This is a genomic window from Microbacterium sp. LWH13-1.2 (assembly GCF_038397735.1).
In the GTDB taxonomy this organism is placed as follows: domain Bacteria; phylum Actinomycetota; class Actinomycetes; order Actinomycetales; family Microbacteriaceae; genus Microbacterium.
Window position 1 is genome coordinate 2,557,716 of sequence record NZ_CP151635.1, and the last position, 20,608, is coordinate 2,578,323.

15 protein-coding genes are annotated in these 20,608 nt (G+C 68.0%); 10 read left to right on the forward strand and 5 right to left on the reverse strand.

Translation table 11 applies throughout. From position 1 onward, the window contains the following. Positions 1 to 38: 38 nt before the first annotated feature. From MRBLWH13_RS12340 to MRBLWH13_RS12350, 3 genes are read left to right on the forward strand one after another with little or no spacing between them, the layout of a single operon-like run. Positions 39 to 932: a sugar ABC transporter permease gene (locus tag MRBLWH13_RS12340; protein WP_341958307.1), complete on the forward strand. Its 894-nt coding sequence runs from the start codon at positions 39 to 41 to the stop codon at positions 930 to 932. Further along, on the forward strand, positions 932 to 1,819 hold the full coding sequence (locus tag MRBLWH13_RS12345) for a carbohydrate ABC transporter permease (RefSeq protein WP_341955298.1): 888 nt from the start codon (positions 932 to 934) through the stop codon (positions 1,817 to 1,819). Before MRBLWH13_RS12340 ends, MRBLWH13_RS12345 begins: the two co-directional genes overlap by 1 nt. A 40-nt stretch (positions 1,820 to 1,859) precedes the next feature. Continuing rightward, a complete protein-coding gene (locus MRBLWH13_RS12350) occupies positions 1,860 to 4,883 on the forward strand; it encodes a glycoside hydrolase family 38 C-terminal domain-containing protein (protein WP_341955299.1) in 3,024 nt (1,007 codons plus the stop codon). Positions 4,884 to 4,980: 97 nt separating this feature from the next. Here MRBLWH13_RS12350 and MRBLWH13_RS12355 read toward each other — a convergent pair whose 3' ends face one another. From MRBLWH13_RS12355 to MRBLWH13_RS12375, 5 genes are read right to left on the reverse strand one after another with little or no spacing between them, the layout of a single operon-like run. Then, on the reverse strand, positions 4,981 to 5,613 hold the full coding sequence (locus MRBLWH13_RS12355; RefSeq protein ID WP_341955300.1) for a TetR/AcrR family transcriptional regulator: 633 nt from the start codon (positions 5,611 to 5,613) through the stop codon (positions 4,981 to 4,983). A gap of 29 nt (positions 5,614 to 5,642) precedes the next feature. Continuing rightward, on the reverse strand, positions 5,643 to 6,647 hold the full coding sequence (locus MRBLWH13_RS12360; protein WP_341955301.1) for a glycoside hydrolase family 130 protein: 1,005 nt from the start codon (positions 6,645 to 6,647) through the stop codon (positions 5,643 to 5,645). Between the two features lie 14 nt (positions 6,648 to 6,661). Continuing rightward, the gene (locus MRBLWH13_RS12365) at positions 6,662 to 7,504 is read right to left on the reverse strand and encodes a carbohydrate ABC transporter permease (protein WP_341955302.1); all 843 of its coding nucleotides are present in this window, start codon (positions 7,502 to 7,504) and stop codon (positions 6,662 to 6,664) included. Continuing rightward, on the reverse strand, positions 7,501 to 8,397 hold the full coding sequence (locus MRBLWH13_RS12370) for a sugar ABC transporter permease (RefSeq protein ID WP_341955303.1): 897 nt from the start codon (positions 8,395 to 8,397) through the stop codon (positions 7,501 to 7,503). Before MRBLWH13_RS12370 ends, MRBLWH13_RS12365 begins: the two co-directional genes overlap by 4 nt. Positions 8,398 to 8,401: 4 nt before the next feature. After that, positions 8,402 to 9,670: an extracellular solute-binding protein gene (locus MRBLWH13_RS12375; protein ID WP_341955304.1), complete on the reverse strand. Its 1,269-nt coding sequence runs from the start codon at positions 9,668 to 9,670 to the stop codon at positions 8,402 to 8,404. Positions 9,671 to 9,880: 210 nt separating this feature from the next. On the opposite strand from MRBLWH13_RS12375, the gene MRBLWH13_RS12380 reads away from it, so the two are divergent. The 7 genes from MRBLWH13_RS12380 (at position 9,881) to MRBLWH13_RS12410 (ending at position 20,607) form a co-directional block, all read left to right on the forward strand. After that, positions 9,881 to 11,074, forward strand: coding sequence for a lipid-transfer protein (locus tag MRBLWH13_RS12380; RefSeq protein WP_341955305.1), 1,194 nt, complete (start codon positions 9,881 to 9,883; stop codon positions 11,072 to 11,074). Beyond that, positions 11,071 to 11,895 (forward strand): SDR family oxidoreductase, encoded by an 825-nt coding sequence (locus MRBLWH13_RS12385; protein WP_341955306.1) that lies wholly within the window; start codon positions 11,071 to 11,073, stop codon positions 11,893 to 11,895. Before MRBLWH13_RS12380 ends, MRBLWH13_RS12385 begins: the two co-directional genes overlap by 4 nt. A gap of 24 nt (positions 11,896 to 11,919) precedes the next feature. Further along, complete coding sequence (locus MRBLWH13_RS12390) at positions 11,920 to 13,227, forward strand: MFS transporter (RefSeq protein ID WP_341955307.1); 1,308 nt, start codon at positions 11,920 to 11,922, stop codon at positions 13,225 to 13,227. Beyond that, the gene (locus MRBLWH13_RS12395) at positions 13,200 to 15,716 is read left to right on the forward strand and encodes a hypothetical protein (RefSeq protein WP_341955308.1); all 2,517 of its coding nucleotides are present in this window, start codon (positions 13,200 to 13,202) and stop codon (positions 15,714 to 15,716) included. The genes MRBLWH13_RS12390 and MRBLWH13_RS12395 overlap by 28 nt, the downstream gene beginning before the upstream one ends. Continuing rightward, on the forward strand, positions 15,713 to 17,167 hold the full coding sequence (locus tag MRBLWH13_RS12400; protein ID WP_341955309.1) for a carboxylesterase family protein: 1,455 nt from the start codon (positions 15,713 to 15,715) through the stop codon (positions 17,165 to 17,167). The genes MRBLWH13_RS12395 and MRBLWH13_RS12400 overlap by 4 nt, the downstream gene beginning before the upstream one ends. After that, positions 17,164 to 18,630, forward strand: a complete 1,467-nt coding sequence (locus MRBLWH13_RS12405; protein ID WP_341955310.1) for an AMP-binding protein — start codon at positions 17,164 to 17,166, stop codon at positions 18,628 to 18,630. Before MRBLWH13_RS12400 ends, MRBLWH13_RS12405 begins: the two co-directional genes overlap by 4 nt. Before the next feature lie 114 nt (positions 18,631 to 18,744). Continuing rightward, a complete protein-coding gene (locus MRBLWH13_RS12410) occupies positions 18,745 to 20,607 on the forward strand; it encodes a carboxylesterase family protein (protein WP_341955311.1) in 1,863 nt (620 codons plus the stop codon). The last annotated feature ends 1 nt before the right edge of the window (position 20,608 follow it).

Below are 20,608 nucleotides of genomic sequence, written 5' to 3' on the forward strand. Positions count from 1 at the left end.
CAGTGACCTCTGCATCCGCAACGCGTCGCCCGGCCCCGGTGCCCACCGGGGCCGGGCGGCGCGCCCCGCTCCGCGACCTGGCGCGCTCCGTCCCGCTGCTGCCCGCCGTGGTGCTGCTGGTCGTGTTCCTGCTCGGGCCGATCATCTACGCCATCTGGGGATCGTTGACCAACCGCGCCCTCACGGGCTATCGGGCGGCACAGCCCGAGTACGTCGGACTCGACAACTACGTCTCGCTGTTCACCGACCCGAACTTCTGGACCGCGCTGGTCCTCACGGTCGTCTTCGTGCTGTTCTCCGCGATCATCGGTCAGAACGTGCTGGGCCTCGGTGTCGCCGCCCTCATGCGCATCGGCTCCAAGTCGGTCAACAGCGTGGTCGGCGCGCTCATCGTCGTCGCCTGGGTGATGCCCGAGATCGTCGCCGCCTTCGCCCTCTACGCCTACTTCTCGAAGGACGGCACGCTCAACGCGCTGCTGGAGGCCGTCGGCATCCCTGCGGTGAGCTGGCTCATCGAGTACCCGATGTTCGCCGTCATCCTCGCCAACGTCTGGCGTGGCACGGCCTTCTCGATGCTCGTCTACGGCGCAGCCCTCAACGAGGTACCGCCCGAGGTGATGGAGGCCGCACAGCTCGACGGCGCGAACGGCGCCCAGCGCTTCTTCCTCGTCACCATCCCGATGATCCGCCGTTCGATCTCGACGAATCTGATGCTCACCACCCTCCAGACACTCGGGACATTCGGCCTCATCTGGGTGATGACCAAGGGAGGACCGGGCGTCTCGAGCTCGACCCTCCCCGTCCTCGCCTACCAGGAGGCCTTCCAGTACTCCCAGATCGGATACGGCACGGCGATCGCTGCGGTGACCCTCGTGCTCGGAGCGATCTTCGCCGTCTTCTATATCCGCATCCTCAAGCCGGAGGTCGACTGATGACCGCCACTGAAGCACTCGTCCGCCCCTCCGTCAGCCGCCGCCCGCTGATCTCCGTCGCGTCGCCTGTGAAGCGCCGCTCCGCGTGGCTCGCCAACACCGTCCTGATCGTGGTCGGTGTCGTGTTCCTCGTGCCGATCGCGTGGATCGTGTTCTCGGCGGTGTCTCCGTCGGCGACGGTGTCGATCTCGGTGCCGGAGCGTCTCACCTTCGACAACTTCGTCTCGGTGTTCGACTGGTCCATGACCCTGCTGCCGCTGTGGAACTCGACGCTGATCTCGTTCGGCACCGCCCTCATCACCGTCGTCGTCGGCGTGCTCGCCGCGTACCCGCTCTCGCGGCACAACTCCCGCTTCCAGCGCGGCTTCATGTACTCGGTCCTGTTCGGCTCGTGCCTGCCGATCACGGCCATGATGGTGCCCGTCTATGCGCTCTTCGTGCAGTTGAAGATGCTCGATTCGCAGGTCAGCGTCATCCTGTTCATGGCCGCCACATCGCTGCCCATGGCGATCTGGATGCTGAAGAACTTCATGGACTCCGTACCGGTCTCCCTCGAAGAGGCCGCGTGGGTCGACGGCGCCTCCTCCATGCGGGCGCTGTGGACCATCGTGCTGCCGCTCATGCGCCCCGGTATCAGCGTCGTCTTCATCTTCGTGTTCACACAGGCCTGGGGGAACTTCTTCGTTCCGTTCGTCCTGCTGTTCAGCTCGGAGAAGATGCCGGCGGCCGTCGCGATCTTCACCTTCTTCGGCAACCACGGTGCCGTCGCCTACGGGCAGCTCGCCGCGTTCGCCGCCCTGTACTCCGTGCCGATCCTCGTCCTGTACCTGCTCGTGCAGCGTCTGTCCGGCAGCAGCTTCGCGCTGGCCGGCGGCGTCAAGGGCTGATCTCCGCGTCTCGCACACCCCGATCCAGAAAGCACCACACATGCACGACCGCACAGCGCTCATCGAGATGCGCATCGACCGATTCATCCGCGAGCGCCTTCGTCCGGCGCGTCATCGACTGTCCCACCCTCTCGAGGTCCGCGCGTGGGAGGTGCCGGGTGAGCCGGTGCCCTTCACGGATGCCGTCCAGGCGGACTACACCCCCACGGCGGTGGGCTCTGCGTGGGGTCGCCCCTGGGGCACGACGTGGTTCCGTGTGAGCGGGCAGGTCCCCGGCGAATGGCGCACGGTATCCGGCGATCTTCCCGAGAACACTCGGGCAGAGCTCCTCGTGGATCTCGGCTTCACAGCCGGGCAGAGCGGTTTCCAGGCCGAGGCTCTCGTCTGGGGCCTCGACGGGAGGCCGATCAAGGGCATCTCCCCGTTCAACAATGCGGTCGCTGCGGCGGTGCAGTCGGACGGGCGCATCGACGTGCTCCTCGAGGCGGCCTCGAATCCCGATGTGGGCAGCATCTTCACGTTCGACCCGACCGCGCTCGGCGACCCCGAGACCGCGGGTGCCGATCCGATCTACGTGCTCCGCGTCGTCGACGTCGCCCTGCGCGACCTGACCGTCGAGGCGCTGCTCGACGACACCGTGGTCCTGCGCGGACTCCTCGCCGAGCTCGATGCCTCCTCGCCGCGGCGGGCGGAGATCGTGCAGGCGCTGGATCGGATGATCGACCTCGTCGACCCGCATGATGTCGCGGGCACCGCAGCAGAGGGGCGAGAGGCGCTCCGAGAGGTCCTGGCGAGCCCCGCCCACGCCAGCGCGCACGTGCTGCATGCCGTCGGGCACGCGCACATCGATTCGGCCTGGCTGTGGCCTGTGCGCGAGACGGCTCGCAAGGTGTCACGCACGTTCTCGAACGTGCTCTCCCTGATGGACGAGAACCCCGATGTCGTGTTCGCCAGCTCCTCGGCGCAGCAGTTCGCCTGGATCAAGGAGCGCTACCCCGAGATCTGGGAACGTCTGGTCGAGCGTGTGCGCGAAGGCCGCTTCGTTCCGGTCGGCGGCATGTGGGTCGAGTCGGACACGAACATGGTCGGCGCCGAAGCGCTCGCCCGTCAGCTCATCGAGGGCAAGGGCTTCTTCCTCCGGGAGTTCGGGATCGACACCCCCGAGGTCTGGCTGCCCGACTCGTTCGGATACAGCGGCGCTCTCCCCCAGATCATCAAGGCCTCGGGTTCGAAGTGGTTCCTCACGCAGAAGATCTCGTGGAACGAGACGAACCGGATGCCGCATCACACCTTCCTCTGGGAGGGTCTCGACGGCACACGGGTGTTCACGCACTTCCCCCCGGTCGACAAGTACAACTCGGATGCCTCGCAGGCCGATCTCGCGCACGCGCAACGGAACTTCCAGGACAAGGGCAGAGCCCGTGTCTCGCTGCTGCCGTACGGATACGGCGACGGCGGAGGCGGTCCGACCCGTGAGATGGCTGCGCAGGTCGAGCGCGCAGGGTCGCTGGAAGGGTCGCCGATCGCCCGGCATTCCACGCCGCAGGCGTTCTTCGAGCAGGCCGAGTCCGAGTACCCGTCCCCCGAGGTGTGGAGCGGCGAGCTGTACCTCGAGTTCCACCGCGGCACGTACACGAGTCAGCTGCGCACCAAGCAGGGCAACCGTCGCAGTGAGCACCTGCTTCGCGAGGCAGAGCTCTGGGCGGCGACGGCATCCGTCCGCACCGGACGCGCATACCCGGCCGAGCAGCTCACACGCCTCTGGCAGCTCGTCCTCCTGCAGCAGTTCCATGACATCCTGCCGGGAACGTCGATCGCCTGGGTGCACCAGGATGCCGAGCGCAACTACGCGGCGATCGCCGTCGAGCTCGAGCAGATCATCGCGGACTCGCTGCGTGCTCTGGTGGGCGAGGGGACTCGCAGCCTCGTGGCCAACGCGGCCCCGCACGGGCACGCCTCGGTCGGCGCGCTGGCGGTCGGAGAGGCGGATGCGCTCGCGCCGGTCGTGCCGATCGCGGCAGACGGCGGGTTCGTGCTCGACAACGGGCTCGTGCGCGCGACGGTCGACGCTCGGGGCGTGCTGACGTCGATCATCGACCTGCGGAGCGGCCGCGAGGTCGTGCCGGCCGGTCAGAGCGCGGGAGTCTTCCAGCTGCATCGGGACACCCCGACGCAGTGGGACGCCTGGGACATCGACGAGCACTATCGCCGCAACGTCACGGACCTCCTCGAGGTCGACGACATCCAGATCGTCGACGGCGCCCTGATGATCTCACGCTCGTTCGGCGCATCGACGCTGGTGCAGAGCATCCGTCTCGATGAAGGGTCGCGAACCCTCAAGGTGACGGTCGATGTCGATTGGCACGAGCGGCAGAAGCTGCTGAAGCTCAGCGTCCCCGTCGATGTGCACACCGACCACGCCGCCTCGGAGATCCAGTTCGGGCACATCGTGCGCCCGACCCACACCAACACCTCGTGGGATGCTGCACGTTTCGAGACCGTGGCGCACCGGTGGGTCCGGGTGGGAGAGAGCGACTTCGGCGTCGCGGTCACCAACGACTCCACCTACGGGCACGACATCACCCGACACCCGCGTGAGTCGGGCGGCACGTATTCGACCGTGCGGCTCTCGCTCGTCAGGTCGGCGCTGTTCCCCGACCCTCAGCAGGACCAGGGCCGGCACCATCTGGAGGTGGGCATCGTCGTCGGCGGCGAGCTCGTCGACGCGATCGCCGAGGGATATCGCACGAACCTCGCAGAGCGCCGTATCGAGGGCGCCGACGAGGTGAGTCCTCTCGTCTCGATCGACCACCCCGGCGTGGTGGTGGAGGCTGTCAAGCTCGCCGAAGACGGCAGCGGCGACGTCATCGTCCGGCTGTACGAAGCTCTCGGGCGTCGGGCTGACGCCACCCTCACCGTGGGGTTCCCGAGCAGCGACGCCAGTGAGGTGGACCTGCTCGAGCGCGAGATCGAACGGGCTGCATTCGCGGGTCAGGATGCCGACGGCATCCGCCTGACGCTGCGTCCGTTCCAGTTGGCGACGGTGCGGCTCCCTCGCGCCTGAGCAGGTGGAGGGGCGCCGACCGTTCGGAGCCCCTCCGCCGCCGGCCGGCTGCGTGATCCGGGCGACCTGCTGCGTCGGACGTCTCAGGGCCGCGCGGTCACGATGTCGGTGCGGACCGACCCTCTCGATCCTCGCCGAGCATGGAGCGCGCGATGCGTCGCCAGGCCGGGAGATGCGGGTCCGTGGCGGGATCGCGCGGGGCGAACGCGTAGGTCAGAGCGACTCCGCGCATCGCGTTGTGCAGGAGCGAGATGAGGTCCGCGAAGCCGTCGTGCGACGCGTTGCGCTCTCCGAAGAGTCGCACGATGCGCGCACGGTTGCGCTGACCGAGCGCCTTCTCCGCTGGTCGCAGCGCTGCCGCGAGGTCGGGATTGTGCTCAGCGTTGACCCACAGCTGCAGCGCTGCCCGGAACAGGGGCGTGTGGAATGTCGACCACATGACGGCGATCGCCTCGTCGAGATCGTCGACGGGGAGGACCTCGTCGTCGAGCTCGAGCCCGCCCTCGCGACGGTCGGCGAGGTACTGCACCGCGGCGACGAGAAGAGTGTCGCGCGAGGGGAACTGATGGAGCATGCTCCCGCGCGAGACACCGGCGACCTCCTGGATGCGAGTGGTGGTGGTCGCCACGTACCCCTCCCCGGCCAGGCAGGTCACCGCGGCCGTCAGGATGCGCTCGCGTGTGTCCCATGCCCTTTTCTGGACCGGAATGGCTGGGATGTGAGACGACATGCGAGAAAGCCTAACCGTGCCGAAGTCCGTCAGGTGATCGGCCTCTCCGATGTCACCCGCTCAGGTTCCCGCAGCGCACGGCCCCACGCCTCGGCCGGATCGTGGATCGCGACCGCCAGGGTCGTGTCGGACTGCCCGTAGTACGCGAACCACCGACCCTGGAACTTCACGAGCCCCTCGACGAACGTGACGTTCGAGACGAGGCCGTTCTTGTCCTCGAAGCTCTCCGGACGCAGCCACGGGTCCTGCATCTTGGCGATGACCTTCGTCGGCTCGTCCGGATCGATCGCGATCTGCCCGCAGCGATAGTCGACTCCGGATGTGCCGTCGTCGTTCATGGTGACCGTCGCCCCGTTGGTCAGCATCACGAGCAGGCCGTTGTCGGTGACGACAGGCGATGTGCCGATCTCGACGAGCGTGCCGTCCCAGGCACCGGGGGTCGGCGAGTACATCGGCTCGGTGTCGGGGGTGCCGGGTCTCCAGTGGATGAGGTCGTCGCTGGTCGCCCAGTAGATCGCTCCTTCGCCGAAGTACATCCACCACTTCCCGTGCATCTTCTGAGGCACGATCACACCCGCCTTCGACCAGTCGCGGTCCCGGGGGAACGTGGTCTTGAAGGTGTCGAAGCCGTCGAAGAGCGGTCCGTGACGCGTCCAGTCGCGCAAATCGGTCGAGGTCGCCAGACACAGTTGTGCGCTGTGACGGTTCCAGCCGGTGTAGGTGAGGTAGTAGGTGCCATCGATCAGGGCGATGCGGGGATCCTCACATCCGTAGCGCTCGTAGTCCTCGGCGGGAGAGAGGATCGGTGCGTCTTCTCGGGTGAAGTTCACGCCGTCACTCGAACGTGCGAGACCGATATGGGAGATGATGTCCTCCGCGTGCGCCCGGTAGAGCAGCACGACCTGGTCGCCGTCCACAAAGGCTGCGGGGTTGTAGAGGTTGCCCGATTCCCAGCTGTCGCCGCGCGGGCGCAGGATGGGATTGCCCTCGTAGGGCGTGAACGGTCCGAGCGGGAAGGATGCTCCGGTGAACATGGTGCCCTTTCCGACTAGCCTTTGACGGCTGCGCCGAGGTCTGTGGCTCTGAAGAAGCGCTGGAAGAAGATGAACAGGATGACGACGGGGAACGCCAGCGCCGTCGCGCCGGCGAGGATCGCCCCGTTCGGGTTGGCGGTGGACTGCGCGGCATTGGAGATGTAGTGCGCGAGCGAGACGGCGAGTGGCTGCAGCGCCGCATCCTTCGTGATCAGGAGCGGCCAGAGGAACTCGTTCCACGGGCCGATGAACGTCACGAGGATGACCGTGACCAGGGCGGGTCTGACCAGTGGGAGGGCTATGGAGAAGAGCAGTCGCAGCTCCCCCGCGCCGTCGATGCGGGCGGCCTCGAAGATCTCGGCCGGCAGCGCGCGGAAGAACTGCGCGAAGACGAACACCGCGGTCGTGTTGATGATGAACGGGAGCACCATCCCGAGGTACGAGTCGCCGAGCCCGTAGTTGCGGGTGATCTGAATGTAGAGCGGGATCATCAGCAGCTGGAACGGCACCATCTGGACGAGCAGCATCAGCACCCAGATCATGCCGCGACCGCGAAAATCGAGGCGCGCGATCGCATAGCCGGTGAGCACCCCGAACACCACCGTGCCCAGCAGCACCGCCGCCGTGATGATGACGGAATTGAGGAGCGAGCCGACCAGATCGATGCGCGAGTCGAACGCGATGAAGTTGTCGAGGGTCCATCCGCTGGTCGGCAGGAGGGAGGTCGGGGAGTTGGTCGGATTCTCCTGGAAGGCTCCGACGAGCATGAAGTAGAAGGGGAAGGCGAAGCCGATGGCCGCGCCGGCGAGCAGGATCGTACTCACCACACGGGGGGCTGTCTTGGTGCGTGTCATCATCGCTCCTTGGTCGCGCGCTGGGCGGCCAGCGCCAGCAGGCCGACGAGGATCACGAGGATCATGCCGATCGCTGAGGCAGTGTCGGGGTTCTGCTGTTGGATGCCCAGCTGGTAGATGAGCAGCGCCGGCGTGGTCGAGGCGCCGTCGGGGCCGCCGCCGTTGGTGAGCAGGTACGGCTCGGTGAAGAGGTTGGCGCCGGTGATGATCGAGAGGATCAGCACGAGCGTGGTGGCGTTGCGCACCCCGGGAACCGTCACGTGCCGGAAGCGTGTGACGATGCCGGCACCGTCGGTCTCGGCTGATTCGTACAGCTCCTTCGGCACGTTCTGCAGCGCGGCGAGGTAGAGCAGGATGTAGAAGCCCATCTGTTTCCAGGTGACGTACAGCGCGATCATCGGCATCGCCAGTCCGCTGTTCACCAGCCAGGAGGGGTCGGGGGCGAAGGGACCGAGGATCGTGTTGACCAGTCCATTGCCCGAGAAGAGGAGCATCCAGACGCCGACGAGCGAGACGCTGGCCGTGAGGTACGGGACGTAGAAGGCCACCCGGTAGGCGGCAGCCCAGCGGATGCCGCTGTTCAGCGCCGCAGCCAGCACGAGCGAGAGCACGGCGGTCAACGGCACGTTGATGACGAGGAAGACGAGCGTGTTGCGCAGCGCATCGAGAACTCGCGGATCCGCGAGCACCGTGACGAAGTTGTCGATGCCGACGAACGGCCGTTCGACCTCGACGCCGGGGGCGGTGAAATAGTAGTCGTGGAAGGCGATGTACACCGCGAACCCGAGGGGGTAGGCGAAGATCGCGATCACGAAGATGAGGTAGGGCAGCGCGAAGAGGCCGCCGATCGGCTGCGCACCCAGCCACCGTGTGCGCAGCCGCCGGTTGTGAGTCATCAGGTCACTCGGCCACGAGGTCGTCGATCTTGGCCGCAGCGTTCTTCAGGAAGTCGTCGACGGACTGCTTGCCGAAGATCACCGCGGAGGAGTACTCGTCTCGGAACGTCTGCCACGCCTCCACCGAGTTCGGGATGCTGGGCACACCGCGGGTCGCCTCGGACTGCTCGGCGAAGTAGACCGATTCGGGGTGCGCGTCGAAGTACTCGGGGTAGGTGTCCATCAGCGCCGTGCGCATGGGCATCTGGCCGGTCAGCTCCAGGAGGCTTCCGTCGCTCTCCTCACTGGTGGAGAACTTCAGGAACTCCCACGCGGTGCGCTGGTTCTCGCAGGCGGTGAACATCGACACCCCCTTCGAGTCGGCGAACGAGATCGGACCCTCGCGACCGTCGCTCGTCGGCACGGGCATGAAGCCCACGTCCACGGTCCCCCCGTAGGTCGGGATGGCCCAGGGGCCGCCGATCTGCATCGCGGTGGTGCCGACGACCATCGGGTTGTCGGTCGACGTCTCCGTGGGCGCCAGCTTCTCGTCGTACATGGTCTTCCAGAACTCGGCCACCGTATGCCCGGCCTCCGAATCGAAGGTCGAGGCGCCATCCTCGACGAGCATTGTGCCGTCGGTCTCCGCCAGGTACAGCGGGTAGAAGTCACCCCACGCCCAGTAGAACTCGCTGGTCGGCTTGGGCCAGATCGCGCTCTGCACGCCGGAGTCGACGATCTTGCGTGCTCCCTCCAGGAATGCCTCGTGCGTCTGCATCTGCGGGTCGTCCGGATCGATGCCCGCCTGGGCGAACAGCGCCTTGTTGTACATCACGACGATGGGGTTGGACTTCCACGGGAGCTGGTAGAAGCTGCCGTCTATGGCGTACGACTCCACGTCGCCGCTGCGCTTCTCGATGTGGTCGTCGCCGCCCTCGAGGGCGCTCAGATTGACGAGACCGCCCTGCTTGACCCAATCCGACACCGCAGCGGGCGAGATGTTGTAGACGAGGCACGGAGCGGTGCCACCGGTGATGGCGGCGGTGATCGCCTCCTCCGACGTGGATCCCGCAGGCAGGGGCTGCGCGGTGACCTTCTCGTCGGGATGCTCGGCATTCCAGGCCTCGACCATGGACTCGCCCCAGGCCAGCTCCTGCTCGTTGTTCGACAGCCAGATGTCGATGGGGCCGGTGGCGGCTGCCTGCTCGGTGCCGGCGGGGCTTCCTCCTGCAGCGCAGCCCGTCGCGACGAGCACCATCGCACTGATCACGGCGAGCGATCGGATCCTCTTCATGGGTGTCCTCCTTGACACGTGGGGGTGGCGACACGCGGGCTTCGGCGGGTCGGTCCGACCTCAGAGTGACGGACTCACACGGATTAGTCAAGCATGACTAATTCGCGGACGGCATGCGCGACCGCACTGCCTGGACATTAAACAGTCAGACTTGACTAATTTAGGCGAGGCGGTCATAGTGAGGTCGTCGGAACACGAAGAGGAGTTCACGTGGCCTTTGGAAATCAGGTCGTTGTCGCTGGAGTGGGCATGGTGCCGTTCACCAAGCCGTCAGCGGGGGCGTCATACGACACGATGGGCTCGGACGCGACCGTCCTGGCGCTCTCGGACGCCGGCATCGACTACTCGCTGATCCAGCAGGCGTATGTCGGGTGGGTGTACGGCGACTCGACGGCCGGCCAGGTGGCGCTCTACCGCGTCGGGCTGTCGGGGATCCCGATCGTCAACGTGAACAACAACTGCGCGACCGGATCGACCGCCCTCTTCCTCGCCCGCCAGGCCGTCGAGAGCGGCGCGGTCGACTGCGCACTCGCGCTCGGCTTCGAGCAGATGACCCCGGGCGCCCTCCGGGAGACCTTTCACGATCGCACGTCTCCGATGACCGCGCTGAGCGACGCGCTTCCCCCAGGCTCGGAAGCCGACGGCGTCGTCGCCAGGCTCTTCGGCGGCGCGGGCCTCGAGCACATGGAGCGATACGGAACGTCCGCGTCGACGTTCGCCAAGATCGCCGTCAAGGCTCGATCCCACGCCGCGAACAACCCGTACGCCGTGTTCCGGTCACCACTGACCGTCGAGGAGGTGCTGGCATCCGCCCCGGTATCCGATCCCCTGACACGCCTGATGAGCTGTCCGCCGACGTGCGGAGCGGCGGCCGCTGTCGTGTGCACGCCGGAGTTCGCCGCCGCGCACGGGCTGTCGGCGGCCGTGACGATCCGCGCTCAGGCCATGACAACCGACAGGGCGGAGACCTTCACCTCGGGCGACCGCCGCGAGCTGGTCGGCGCCGGCATGACTCGACAGGCAGCCCGCCAGGTCTACGAGCAGGCCGGTGTCGAACCGACCGACATCCCCGTGGTCGAGCTGCATGACTGCTTCGCCACCAACGAGCTGATCTCCTATGAGGCACTCGGCCTGACGCCGGAAGGCACGGGCGCGGCCTTCGTCGACGACGGCGACAACACCTACGGCGGCCGGGTCGTCACCAATCCGTCCGGTGGCCTGCTGTCGAAGGGACACCCTCTCGGCGCGACCGGCCTCGCACAGTGCGCGGAACTGGTCTGGCAACTGCGCGGAACAGCCGGCGCGCGCCAGGTCGAGGGCGCTCGCCTCGCACTGCAGCACAACATCGGCCTGGGCGGCGCTGCCGTCGTGACACTTTACGAACGACAGGGGACACACCGATGAAGCTGCAGGACAGAACCGCGATCGTCACCGGGGGCGGGCGCGGCATCGGGCGCGAGATCGCTCTCGGCCTCGCCCGAGAAGGCGCCCGAGTGGTCGTGAACGACCTCGACGCAGGACCGGCCGACGAGACCGTAGCCCTCATCCAGGCCCTCGGCGGCGCCGCCGCCGCGAGCGTCGGCTCGATCACCGACGCCGACGCTCCCGATCGCATCGTCGACACCGCGGTCTCGCACTTCGGCGGCCTCGACATCATCGTGAACAACGCCGGATACACCTGGGACTCCGTCATCCAGAAGACGGGTGACGACCAGTGGGAGGAGATGGTCGCCCTGCATCTCACCGCTCCGTTCCGTCTGCTGCGCGCCGCTCAGCCCGTGTTCGCCGCGGCGGCGAAGGCCGAGCTCGCAGAGACAGGGGGCGCGCGCTGCCGCAAGGTCGTCAACGTCTCCTCGGTGTCCGCTCTGTCGGGGAATCCGGGCCAGGTCGCCTACAGCTCGGCCAAGGCGGGGATCAGTGGACTCACGCATACCCTTGCGCGCGAATGGGGCCGGTACAACGTCACGGTCAACGCTGTGGCGTTCGGACTCATCGCCACCCGCCTCACGACACCCGCAGACGACGACGTCGAGATCGACGTCGCCGGCTCGGCTGTCCGTGTGGGCGTGAACCGTGCCGTACTCGACCGAGCCAAGGAGAGCATTCCCCTCGGCCGCGTCGGCACACCCGTCGACGCCGCCGGCGCCGTGCTGTTGCTCTGCCTGCCCGAGTCCGACTACGTCACCGGTGAGACCCTCGTCTGCGGTGGCGGCTGGCGCGGCTGAACGGATCGGATCGAGATGAACCCCATGAATGTCCCCCCGCCCACCACCGTCGATGGCGACGGACCGAAGGCCCCGCCCATCGCGACCGTGACCACGCCCTTCGGACGCGTGATGGTGGCGATGATCTCGTCCTACATGGGAGGCGTCATCGCACTCTCCGTGCCGGTCTCCGTGCTGCTCACGCTCAAGCTCGTCGAGATGGTCGGCCAGGACGGCGTGCCGCTGGCGCTCGGCGTGATCACCGGATGCGGTGCAGCGACCGGCTTCTTCGTCAACCCGATCGCGGGGCGCATCAGCGACCGCACGCAGTTGCGCTTCGGTCGCCGCCGCACCTGGATCCTCGCCGGCGGCCTGGCGGGAGCCTGCGCCCTGTCGGCGATCTGGCTGACGACCGAGGTGTGGCAGATCGTCGTGCTCTGGTGCCTCGTCGAGATCTTCATCGGCTTCCAGATGTCGGTAACCGGCGCGCTCATGGTCGATCAGGTTCCTGCCGCCAAACGCGGCTCGATCTCCGGTGTGCTCGGGCTGATCGTCGCGACCGGCCCCCTGCTCGGCCTCGCCATCATCACCCCGCTCAGCGGAGCCGCGCAGTGGATCGCGATCGCCGCCCTCGCCGCGATCGGCGCGGCCATCGCGATCCTCCTGCTACGCGAGAGCCCGCTGGCGAACGCGCCCTCCCCCATCACCGCACGCCAGCTGCTGTCGTCCTTCTGGGTCAGCCCCCGTCGTCACCCGGCGTTCGCGTACGCCTGGATGGTGAAGCTGTTCGTCGGGGCGGTCGGTGCCGCCGGTGCGTACAACGGCGTCTTCCTGCTGCAGCGGATCGGAACGTCGACGGAGGAGCTCGCCGCCACGATCCTCGGCATCTCCTTCATCTTCGTCGGAGTGGGCGGCACGGCCTGCCTGCTGGCCGGCATCGTCTCCGACCGCCTCCGCCGCCAGAAGCCGTTCGTCATGATGGGCGGCGTCCTGGGCGCAGGCGGACTCGTCGTGCTCGCCTTCGCCGACGCCCTCCCTGCTGTCTATCTGTCGACCGCGATCAGCGCCGTCGGCGCAGGCATCTTCCTCTCGGTCGACACCGCACTGAGCTCCCGCATGCTCCCGCGCGCCGAGGACATCGGAAAAGACCTGGGCGTCATGAGCTTGGCGGGCACGATCCCCGCCTCGGCCATCCCCTTCATCGCGCCGCTCCTGCTCGCCATCGGCGGATTCACACTGCTCTACCTGCTGCTCGCAGTGCTCGGCCTGATCGGCGGCCTGCTGGTGCTGCGACTACCTGAACTCGGAAAAGAAGGAGACCCGCGATGGGCGCAACTCACGGTGACACGATGACCCTGGTGATCGGCGGGTGGGAGCTGCGCGACACCGCCGAGGGCGCGGGCGATGCGCTGGTGCTCTCGACCGGCGACTCGCAGGAATGGCTTCCCGCCGTCGTCCCTGGAGGCGTGCACCCCACGCTCATCGCGGCGGGTCGTCTGCCCGATCCGTTGGCGGAGGACAACCTCTCTCAGCATCGATGGATCGAGAACCGCGAGTGGTGGTACCGCGCACGCTTCGACGCCGAGGCGGGTGACGTCAGGATCACGGCCGACGGACTGGACACCGTCGCCGAGCTCTTCATCGACGGGCGATCGATCGGCCGTCACGCCAACCAGTTCCGTCCCGCGGAGTTCGACGTGACGCTCGACACGGGAGGCGAGCATGTGATGCTCATCCGCTTCTCGCGCCCTCTGCCCCACAGCCCGGAAGCAGAGGAGAACGGGAACAAGGGGGCCGCGAAGGTGGCGGCCGGCCTGCGCAAGGCGACCTTCTCGTGGGGGTGGGACTTCGGTCCCCGGCTGCCGTCCATCGGACTCTCCGGTGACGTCGCGGTGGAACGCGCCGCTCGCCCCCGGCTCGCCGCGCCCCACGCGCACACCTCGTTCCTGGCGTCCGACCACTCGCAGGCGCGCGTGGCCGTGACCGTCGATGTCGAGAACCTCGGCGCCGCCAGCCAGACGCCACTCACGGTCGACGCGGTCTTGACCTCTCCCGGCGGCACCGCCCATGTGCGGTCCGTCGCGGTCCTCGACGGGGTCGCTTCGATCGAGCTGGTCGTCGACGACCCCGACCTGTGGTGGACGCACGACCTGGGCCGACCCGCCCTGCATGACCTGCGCGTCGACCTGCGCAGCGCCGACGGCATCGTCGACACGCATACCTCCCGCGTCGGCATCCGCACGATCGACCTGTCACGTCCGATCGATCCCGTCGACGGCGGACGACTCTTCCAGTTCGTCCTGAACGGCGTGCCGGCGTTCGTCCGCGGCGCGAACTGGGTGCCCCCGAGCCCCCTGGTCGGTGTCGTCGACGCGCCCCTGCGGCGCGAGCTCGTGCAGCGCGCCGCCGAGGGCGGGATGTCGATGCTGCGCGTATGGGGAGGCGGCATCTACGAGCACGACGTCTTCTACGACGCGTGCGACGAGCTCGGCATCCTCATCTGGCAGGACTTCATGTTCGCGTGCGTCGCCTACCCGGGCGATGACCCCGCCTTCGCCGCGGAGGTCGAGATCGAGGCGCGCCATCAGATCCGACGCCTGCGCAGCCGGGCGTGCCTGGCGCTGTGGTGCGGCAACAACGAGACCGAAGCCCTCGCGGCCATCTTCGAGCACGACTCCGGCACCTCGGCCGGCGAGTGGGGGCGCCACCTCTTCCACACCGTGCTCCCCCGGGCCCTCGACGGGCTCGACGACGTCACCGCCTACTGGCCGGGAAGCCCCTGGGGCGAGACCACGGACGAGCTCAACGGCTTCCGCGACGGCGACCGGCACTCCTGGGAGGTCTGGCACGGACGCGACGGGGGCCCGTTCTTCACCGAGCTCGCCGACCGCGGCGACCACCCAGGCGACGTCCGTCACTGGCGCCGCTATGCCACCGACACGGGCCGTTTCATCACCGAGTTCGGCATCCTCTCGGCTCCGAACCGCGAGACATTCGACCGGTGGATGCCGGGAGCCCGGCTGCACGACGACGTCTTCGACACCCACCTGACCGATCGCCCCGGCGACAAGATCGAGCAGATCATGGAGATCGCCACAGGTCTGCCCGAGGATCTCGAGCAGTACATCGATTCGAGTCAGACCGTGCAGGCCGAGGCGATGCTGTTCGCGGTCGAGCACTTCCGGCGCCGCCAGCCCCGCACGGCAGGCACACTGGTGTGGCAGCTGAACGACTGCTGGCCGGGTATGACCTGGTCGCTTCTCGATGTCGACGGCACGCCCAAGGCCGCGTACTACGCGATGGCTCGCGCCAGCGCTCCCCTGGCGGTCAGCATCGCGGAGGACGGCCGAGGAGGAGTGGAGATCTGGCTCGTCAACAACACCCGTCGACGCCAGCAGGTGCCCATCGATGTCGAGATCGGAACGTTCGACGGGGAGGAACGCGCGCGGCACCGCGTCGTCGGACAGGCAGAGGCCGGCACGTCGGTTCTCGTCTGGTCGACGACCGCGGCGGCCGACGAGCGACACTACGTCTGGGCGTCGAGTCCCGACGATGCGTTCCCCGTCGCCCGCAAGCACTTCGTCGATCCGGGCGCTCTGCAGATCCATCGGCCGACGCTTTCCTGGAGCGTCGACGGCCCCTACCTCGACCTCGTCTCGACGGGCTACAGCTACGGCATCCGCATCTCGCATCCCGAGCCGTCGACGCGCCTCAGCGACAACTGGTTCGACATGCGCGACGGAGATCGGCGACGGATTCTCGTGCGCAACGTCGACCCGGCCTTGCTGCACGTCGCCCCGAGCCGGTTGCATGGACTCGAGCACCGGAAGGCGGACGCATGAGCGAGGCGACGGCCACCACGACCCGCATCAGCACGGGGCACCTACAGGGGCGACGCCAGGGAGGCGTCGACAGCTACCTGGGCATCCCTTACGCCGCGCCGCCGGTCGGAGAGCGGCGATTCCGCGAGGCCGCTCCGGCCGAACCCTGGGAGGGGGTGCGCGACGCGACGACGATGGGTCCCACCGCTCCCCAGAACGAGCTGTCGCCGTGGTCGGCTCGGTATCTGCCGAACATCGTCGCGCTGGGTGACGAGTATCTGAACCTCAACGTGTGGGCCCCCGCCGACGCGGTGGACTGCCCGGTGATGGTGTGGATCCACGGCGGATCCCTCCGTCACGGCTCCAATGCCCTCGACGGATACGACGGCACGGCGTTCGCCCGCGACGGTGTGGTGCTCGTGAGCATCAACTACCGCCTCGCCTTCGAAGGCTTCTCGGTGATCGAGGGTGCTCCGCTCAATGCGGGATACAGCGACGTGGTCGCCGCCCTGCGCTGGGTGCAGACCGAGATCGCCGCGTTCGGCGGCGACCCTGAGTCGGTGACGATCTTCGGCGAGTCGGCGGGCGCGGTCATCGTCAGCAACCTGATGGTCGGCGCTCACGCCGGCAGCCTCTTCCACCAGGTGATCATTCAGAGCGGGATGCCTGCTGCGGCGAAGCCCGGCGAGTCGGCGGGAGCGACGCGCGCCCTGAGTCGTGTGCTGGGCATCCGCGCCACACGGGATGCGTTCGCCGCCGTGCCTGTGGAGCGCATGCTCACGGCGGATCGCGAGACCAAGGACCACCCGGACCCGCGCATCAAGGAGGCCGGCTGGAACGCGACGATCGGCGGCGCCTTCGTCGAGAACGATCCGATGGACGCCGCCATGACGGACGTGGCCGACGGGGTGCGGGTGCTGGCCGGATGGACCTCGGAGGAGCACACCTTCTTCCGTCTCGACACCCCCGTCGGGCGCATCCTCTTCGCCCTGGCATGCGCGAAGTTCGGTGCCGGCCCGCGGGTGGTCAAGGCCTACCGCCGCGCCTACCCCACAGCGACACGTGCCGAGCTGATGGTCATCATGACCATCGACAGGATCCTCCGTCTGCCGATGAACAAGATCGCGGACGGGCGTCGCCGACGCGGAGCGCGCACCTGGTTCTACGAGTTCGACTGGGGCAGCCCCGTCGACGGCCTCGGCGCCACGCACGCGGTCGAGCTGCCGTTCGTCTTCGACACGCTCGACTCACCGGACTGGAAGAACTTCATCGGCACCGAGGCTCCGCAGCGTCTGGCAGACGAGGTGCACGCCGCATGGGTGCGGTTCGCGAAGACCGGCGACCCCGGCTGGCGGGAATGGGATGCCGACCGACCGACCATGGTCTTCGGTGCTGAGCGCTCAGAGCTGGTCGACCGCCGGCGCGATGCGCAGCTCGCCGCCTGGCGCGAACGTGAGGGCGATCGACCATGAGCGACCGCGAGCCGGAGTTCGACGCGGACGCCCCCTTCGTGGAGGTGCTGCGGCGGTGGGCCGAGCATGACCCCGACCGGCCTGCCGTGTCCGATGCCGCACGCACGCTCACCCGAGCGCAGCTCGAGGCCGACAGCGACGCGCTCGCGGACGCGTTTGCCGAGCACGGCGTGCGCCCCGGCTCTTTCGTGACGATCACGCTGCCGAACGAGGTGGCGTTCTTCACCGCCGTCATCGCGGCGTGGAAAGTCGGTGCGACACCGCAGCCGGTGTCGTCGCGCAGCCCCGATGCCGAGCTGAAGCGGGTGATCGAGCTGGCCAAGCCCGCGCTGGTCGTGGGACGCCGTGTGGACGGCATTCCGAGCATCACTCTTCCCCTCGAGAGCGGCCGCGAGCGCAGCAGCGACGATCGCCACGAGGCCGTCGCTGCCTCCTGGAAGGCGCCGCTGTCAGGCGGCAGTACGGGCGCACCGAAGCTGATCGTCTCGACCCTGCCGGCGCGCTACGGCAGCCTCGCCCCGTTCGCGCCCCTCGTGCGGATGAGGTCGGAGGGGATCAGCGTCATCCCGACACCGCTGTCGCACAACATGGGGCTGCTCTTCGGGACGCTCACGCTGATCACCGGAGGAGAGGTCGTCATCCTGCCGCGCTTCACACCGGAGTCGTTCGTCCGGGTCGTCGACGAGCGACGGGCGACCTGGGCGATCACCGTCCCGACCATGCTGCACCGCACGGAGCGTCTGCTGCGCGAGGGCGATCGCGCCGATCTGTCGAGCCTGGAGGCCGTGGCCGTCGGCGCCTCGGCATGTCCGCAGCGACTGAAGGAGTTCTGGGCGGATCGTCTCGGCCCGGACCGGATGATCGAGTTCTACTCGACGACCGAGAACCAGGTGATCGTCCTCGCCGACGGGCACACCTGGCGCTCGCACCCGGGATCGGTCGGCCACGTCGTGCTCGGCGAGCTCGAGGTGCGCGACGGCACCGGCGCCCCGGTCGCGGACGGGACGGTCGGTGAGCTGTGGATGCGGCGCGGCGCCGATGAGCCGATCCCCTACCGATATCTCGGCGCCCGACCGCGACGTGATGACGACGGGTGGGACTCGGTCGGCGACCTCGGCAGCATCCGCGACGGGCATGTGTACCTCGCCGATCGAGTCTCCGACATGATCATCGTCGGCGGAAGCAACGTCTACCCCGCCGAGGTCGAAGCCGCGCTCGAGGAGCATCCGATGGTGCAGTCGAGCTGCGTCGTCGGTCGCCCGGACGATGAATACGGCAGCCGCCTGCATGCAATCGTCCAGGCGTCGTCCCCCCTGACCGCGGACGAGCTGATCGCACACCTGCGTGAGCGATTGACGCCGTACAAGATCCCCCGCACCTACACCTGGACGACCGACGCCATTCGCGACGATGCAGGAAAGGTGCGCCGCAGCGCCTGGCGGGAGAAGATCCTCGCCGGGTGAGGCGCCGGGCACGACGGACGGAGATGTCGACGCGGGCAGGATATTAGTCAGACTTGACTAATATCCTGCCCGCGTCCAGTCTGGAAGCATCCATCCCTCACCACCGGAGGTCTCATGTTCGCTGAGGACGCACCACCGCTCACAGCCGAGAAGCCGCGGGCGAGAACGCGCACCGTGGTGGGTCGGTCGATCGCCATCGCCGTGCTCGTCGCGATCTGGGGCGTGTTCGCCTGGTTGAACGACTCCCCCTGGTGGGGCTGGCTGCTCGCCGCCGTGCCCGTCGCGGTGACCGCGAACATACTGCTGGTGCCTCCGACGCGCCCTCGCTGGCTGCGCATCACGGCGTGGACGCTCGGGGCAGCACTCACCGTGGCAGCGGCGATCACCACCGAGCCACCGGTCCGCCCCCTCACGGCGGCCGAGGGTGGCGTCCCATCGGCATCGCCCGTCGAGACGACGGAGGGCCCCGTTTCCGGCGTCATCGACGGCAGCAGGGGCGTCGAGGTCTTCGCGGGCATTCCGTATGCGAAGCCACCGGTCGGCGACCTGCGGTGGCGTGCACCGCAACGCCCCGAGATGCGCGAGGACATGTTCCACGCCGACCACTTCTCGGACATCGCGATGCAGGACGGCTCGGACTTCACCACGCGCGCGCTCACCAAGGTGATCCCTTTCCCACTGCGGCCCGGGTTGCGCAGCACCTCACCCATGAGTGAGGACGCCCTGACCCTGAACATCTGGCGCAGCACGCGACCCAGCGCGGAGCAGCGTCCGATCCTCGTCTACATCCACGGCGGCGGGTTCCGAGGCGGCTCCAGCGCCGTTCCGCTCTACGACGGCGCGAACCTCGCGTCTCACGGCGATGCGATCATCGTCACCATCAACTACCGCCTCGGCGTCTTCGGCTACCTCTCGCACCCCGACCTCGCGGCCGAATCCCCCGACGCAGCCTCGGGGAACTTCGGCACGCTCGACCAGCTGGCGGCTTTGCGCTGGATCGACGACAACGCCGCATCCTTCGGCGGGGACAACACCCGCGTGACGATCGCCGGCGAATCGGCGGGCGGCGAGGCGGTCTGCATCCTGGGGGCGACACCGCTCGCCGCCGGACTCGTCGACGGGATCATCGGCGAGAGCGGCGCGTGCATGGGAACCACCGGCGATACCGAGACCGGCGACCAGGGCGACACGCGCGAGGTCGCGGAAAGGGCAGGAGAACGCCTTTCCGATCAGCTCGACATGAGCATCGCGGAGATGCGGAAGCTGCCGGCCGAGGCGCTGCAGCGCGCAGCGGCGGATCTGGCAGAGCACTGGCGGCCCTCCGTCGACGGTCACGTGCTCGAGCGTTCACCCGCGGAGATCTACGCGCGGGGCGAGCAACTGGACGTCCCGCTTCTGCTCGGCAGCAACGCCGACGAGGCGTCGCTCGGGCTCGCGACGCCGTTCGGCGTGTCTCTGGAGGACTTCCGGCGCTCAGCGCACGAGACGTACGGCGAAGACGCCGAGGAGTTCCTGCGACTGTACCCGGCGACGGAGGAGAACGCGCCGGAGGTGAAGGCGCAGGCCGACACCGACCGCGTCATGACGGCGGCGATGTACGAGTGGGCGGAGCTGCACAGCACGCAGGCGTCATCCTCGACGTACCTCTATTTCTTCTCCCACGTTCCCCCCGATCCGCGACTCGAGCACTTCGGCGCCTATCACGGCGCCGAAGTGATGTATGCCTACGAAAATCTCGAGGCGGGCGGCGGCGCACGATTCGACGCCGACGACTACATGCTGCGCGACCAGATGAGCAGCTACTGGTTGAACTTCGTCAAGACCGGCGATCCGAACGGCGACTCGCTCCCCGCATGGCCTCGGTTCGACGATGCTCCCGATCAGGTGATGGAGTTCGACCGCGGCAGCCGGGTCGCGCCGCGCCCGCAGCCGGAGCAGGTCGACTTCTGGATGCAGTACACCGGCCCCGTCGCATAGC

Excerpts from the sequence above, each read along its gene's own strand:
- MRBLWH13_RS12390 (WP_341955307.1), top strand. The coding sequence starts at position 11,920 with ATGAATGTCCCCCCGCCCACCACCGTCGATGGCGACGGACCGAAGGCC.
- MRBLWH13_RS12355 (WP_341955300.1), bottom strand. The coding sequence starts at position 5,613 with ATGTCGTCTCACATCCCAGCCATTCCGGTCCAGAAAAGGGCATGGGAC.
- MRBLWH13_RS12370 (WP_341955303.1), bottom strand. The coding sequence starts at position 8,397 with ATGACTCACAACCGGCGGCTGCGCACACGGTGGCTGGGTGCGCAGCCG.
- MRBLWH13_RS12385 (WP_341955306.1), top strand. The coding sequence starts at position 11,071 with ATGAAGCTGCAGGACAGAACCGCGATCGTCACCGGGGGCGGGCGCGGC.
- MRBLWH13_RS12400 (WP_341955309.1), top strand. The coding sequence starts at position 15,713 with ATGAGCGAGGCGACGGCCACCACGACCCGCATCAGCACGGGGCACCTA.
- MRBLWH13_RS12350 (WP_341955299.1), top strand. The coding sequence starts at position 1,860 with ATGCACGACCGCACAGCGCTCATCGAGATGCGCATCGACCGATTCATC.
- MRBLWH13_RS12405 (WP_341955310.1), top strand. The coding sequence starts at position 17,164 with ATGAGCGACCGCGAGCCGGAGTTCGACGCGGACGCCCCCTTCGTGGAG.
- MRBLWH13_RS12360 (WP_341955301.1), bottom strand. The coding sequence starts at position 6,647 with ATGTTCACCGGAGCATCCTTCCCGCTCGGACCGTTCACGCCCTACGAG.
- MRBLWH13_RS12365 (WP_341955302.1), bottom strand. The coding sequence starts at position 7,504 with ATGATGACACGCACCAAGACAGCCCCCCGTGTGGTGAGTACGATCCTG.
- MRBLWH13_RS12375 (WP_341955304.1), bottom strand. The coding sequence starts at position 9,670 with ATGAAGAGGATCCGATCGCTCGCCGTGATCAGTGCGATGGTGCTCGTC.
- MRBLWH13_RS12410 (WP_341955311.1), top strand. The coding sequence starts at position 18,745 with ATGTTCGCTGAGGACGCACCACCGCTCACAGCCGAGAAGCCGCGGGCG.
- MRBLWH13_RS12345 (WP_341955298.1), top strand. The coding sequence starts at position 932 with ATGACCGCCACTGAAGCACTCGTCCGCCCCTCCGTCAGCCGCCGCCCG.
- MRBLWH13_RS12395 (WP_341955308.1), top strand. The coding sequence starts at position 13,200 with ATGGGCGCAACTCACGGTGACACGATGACCCTGGTGATCGGCGGGTGG.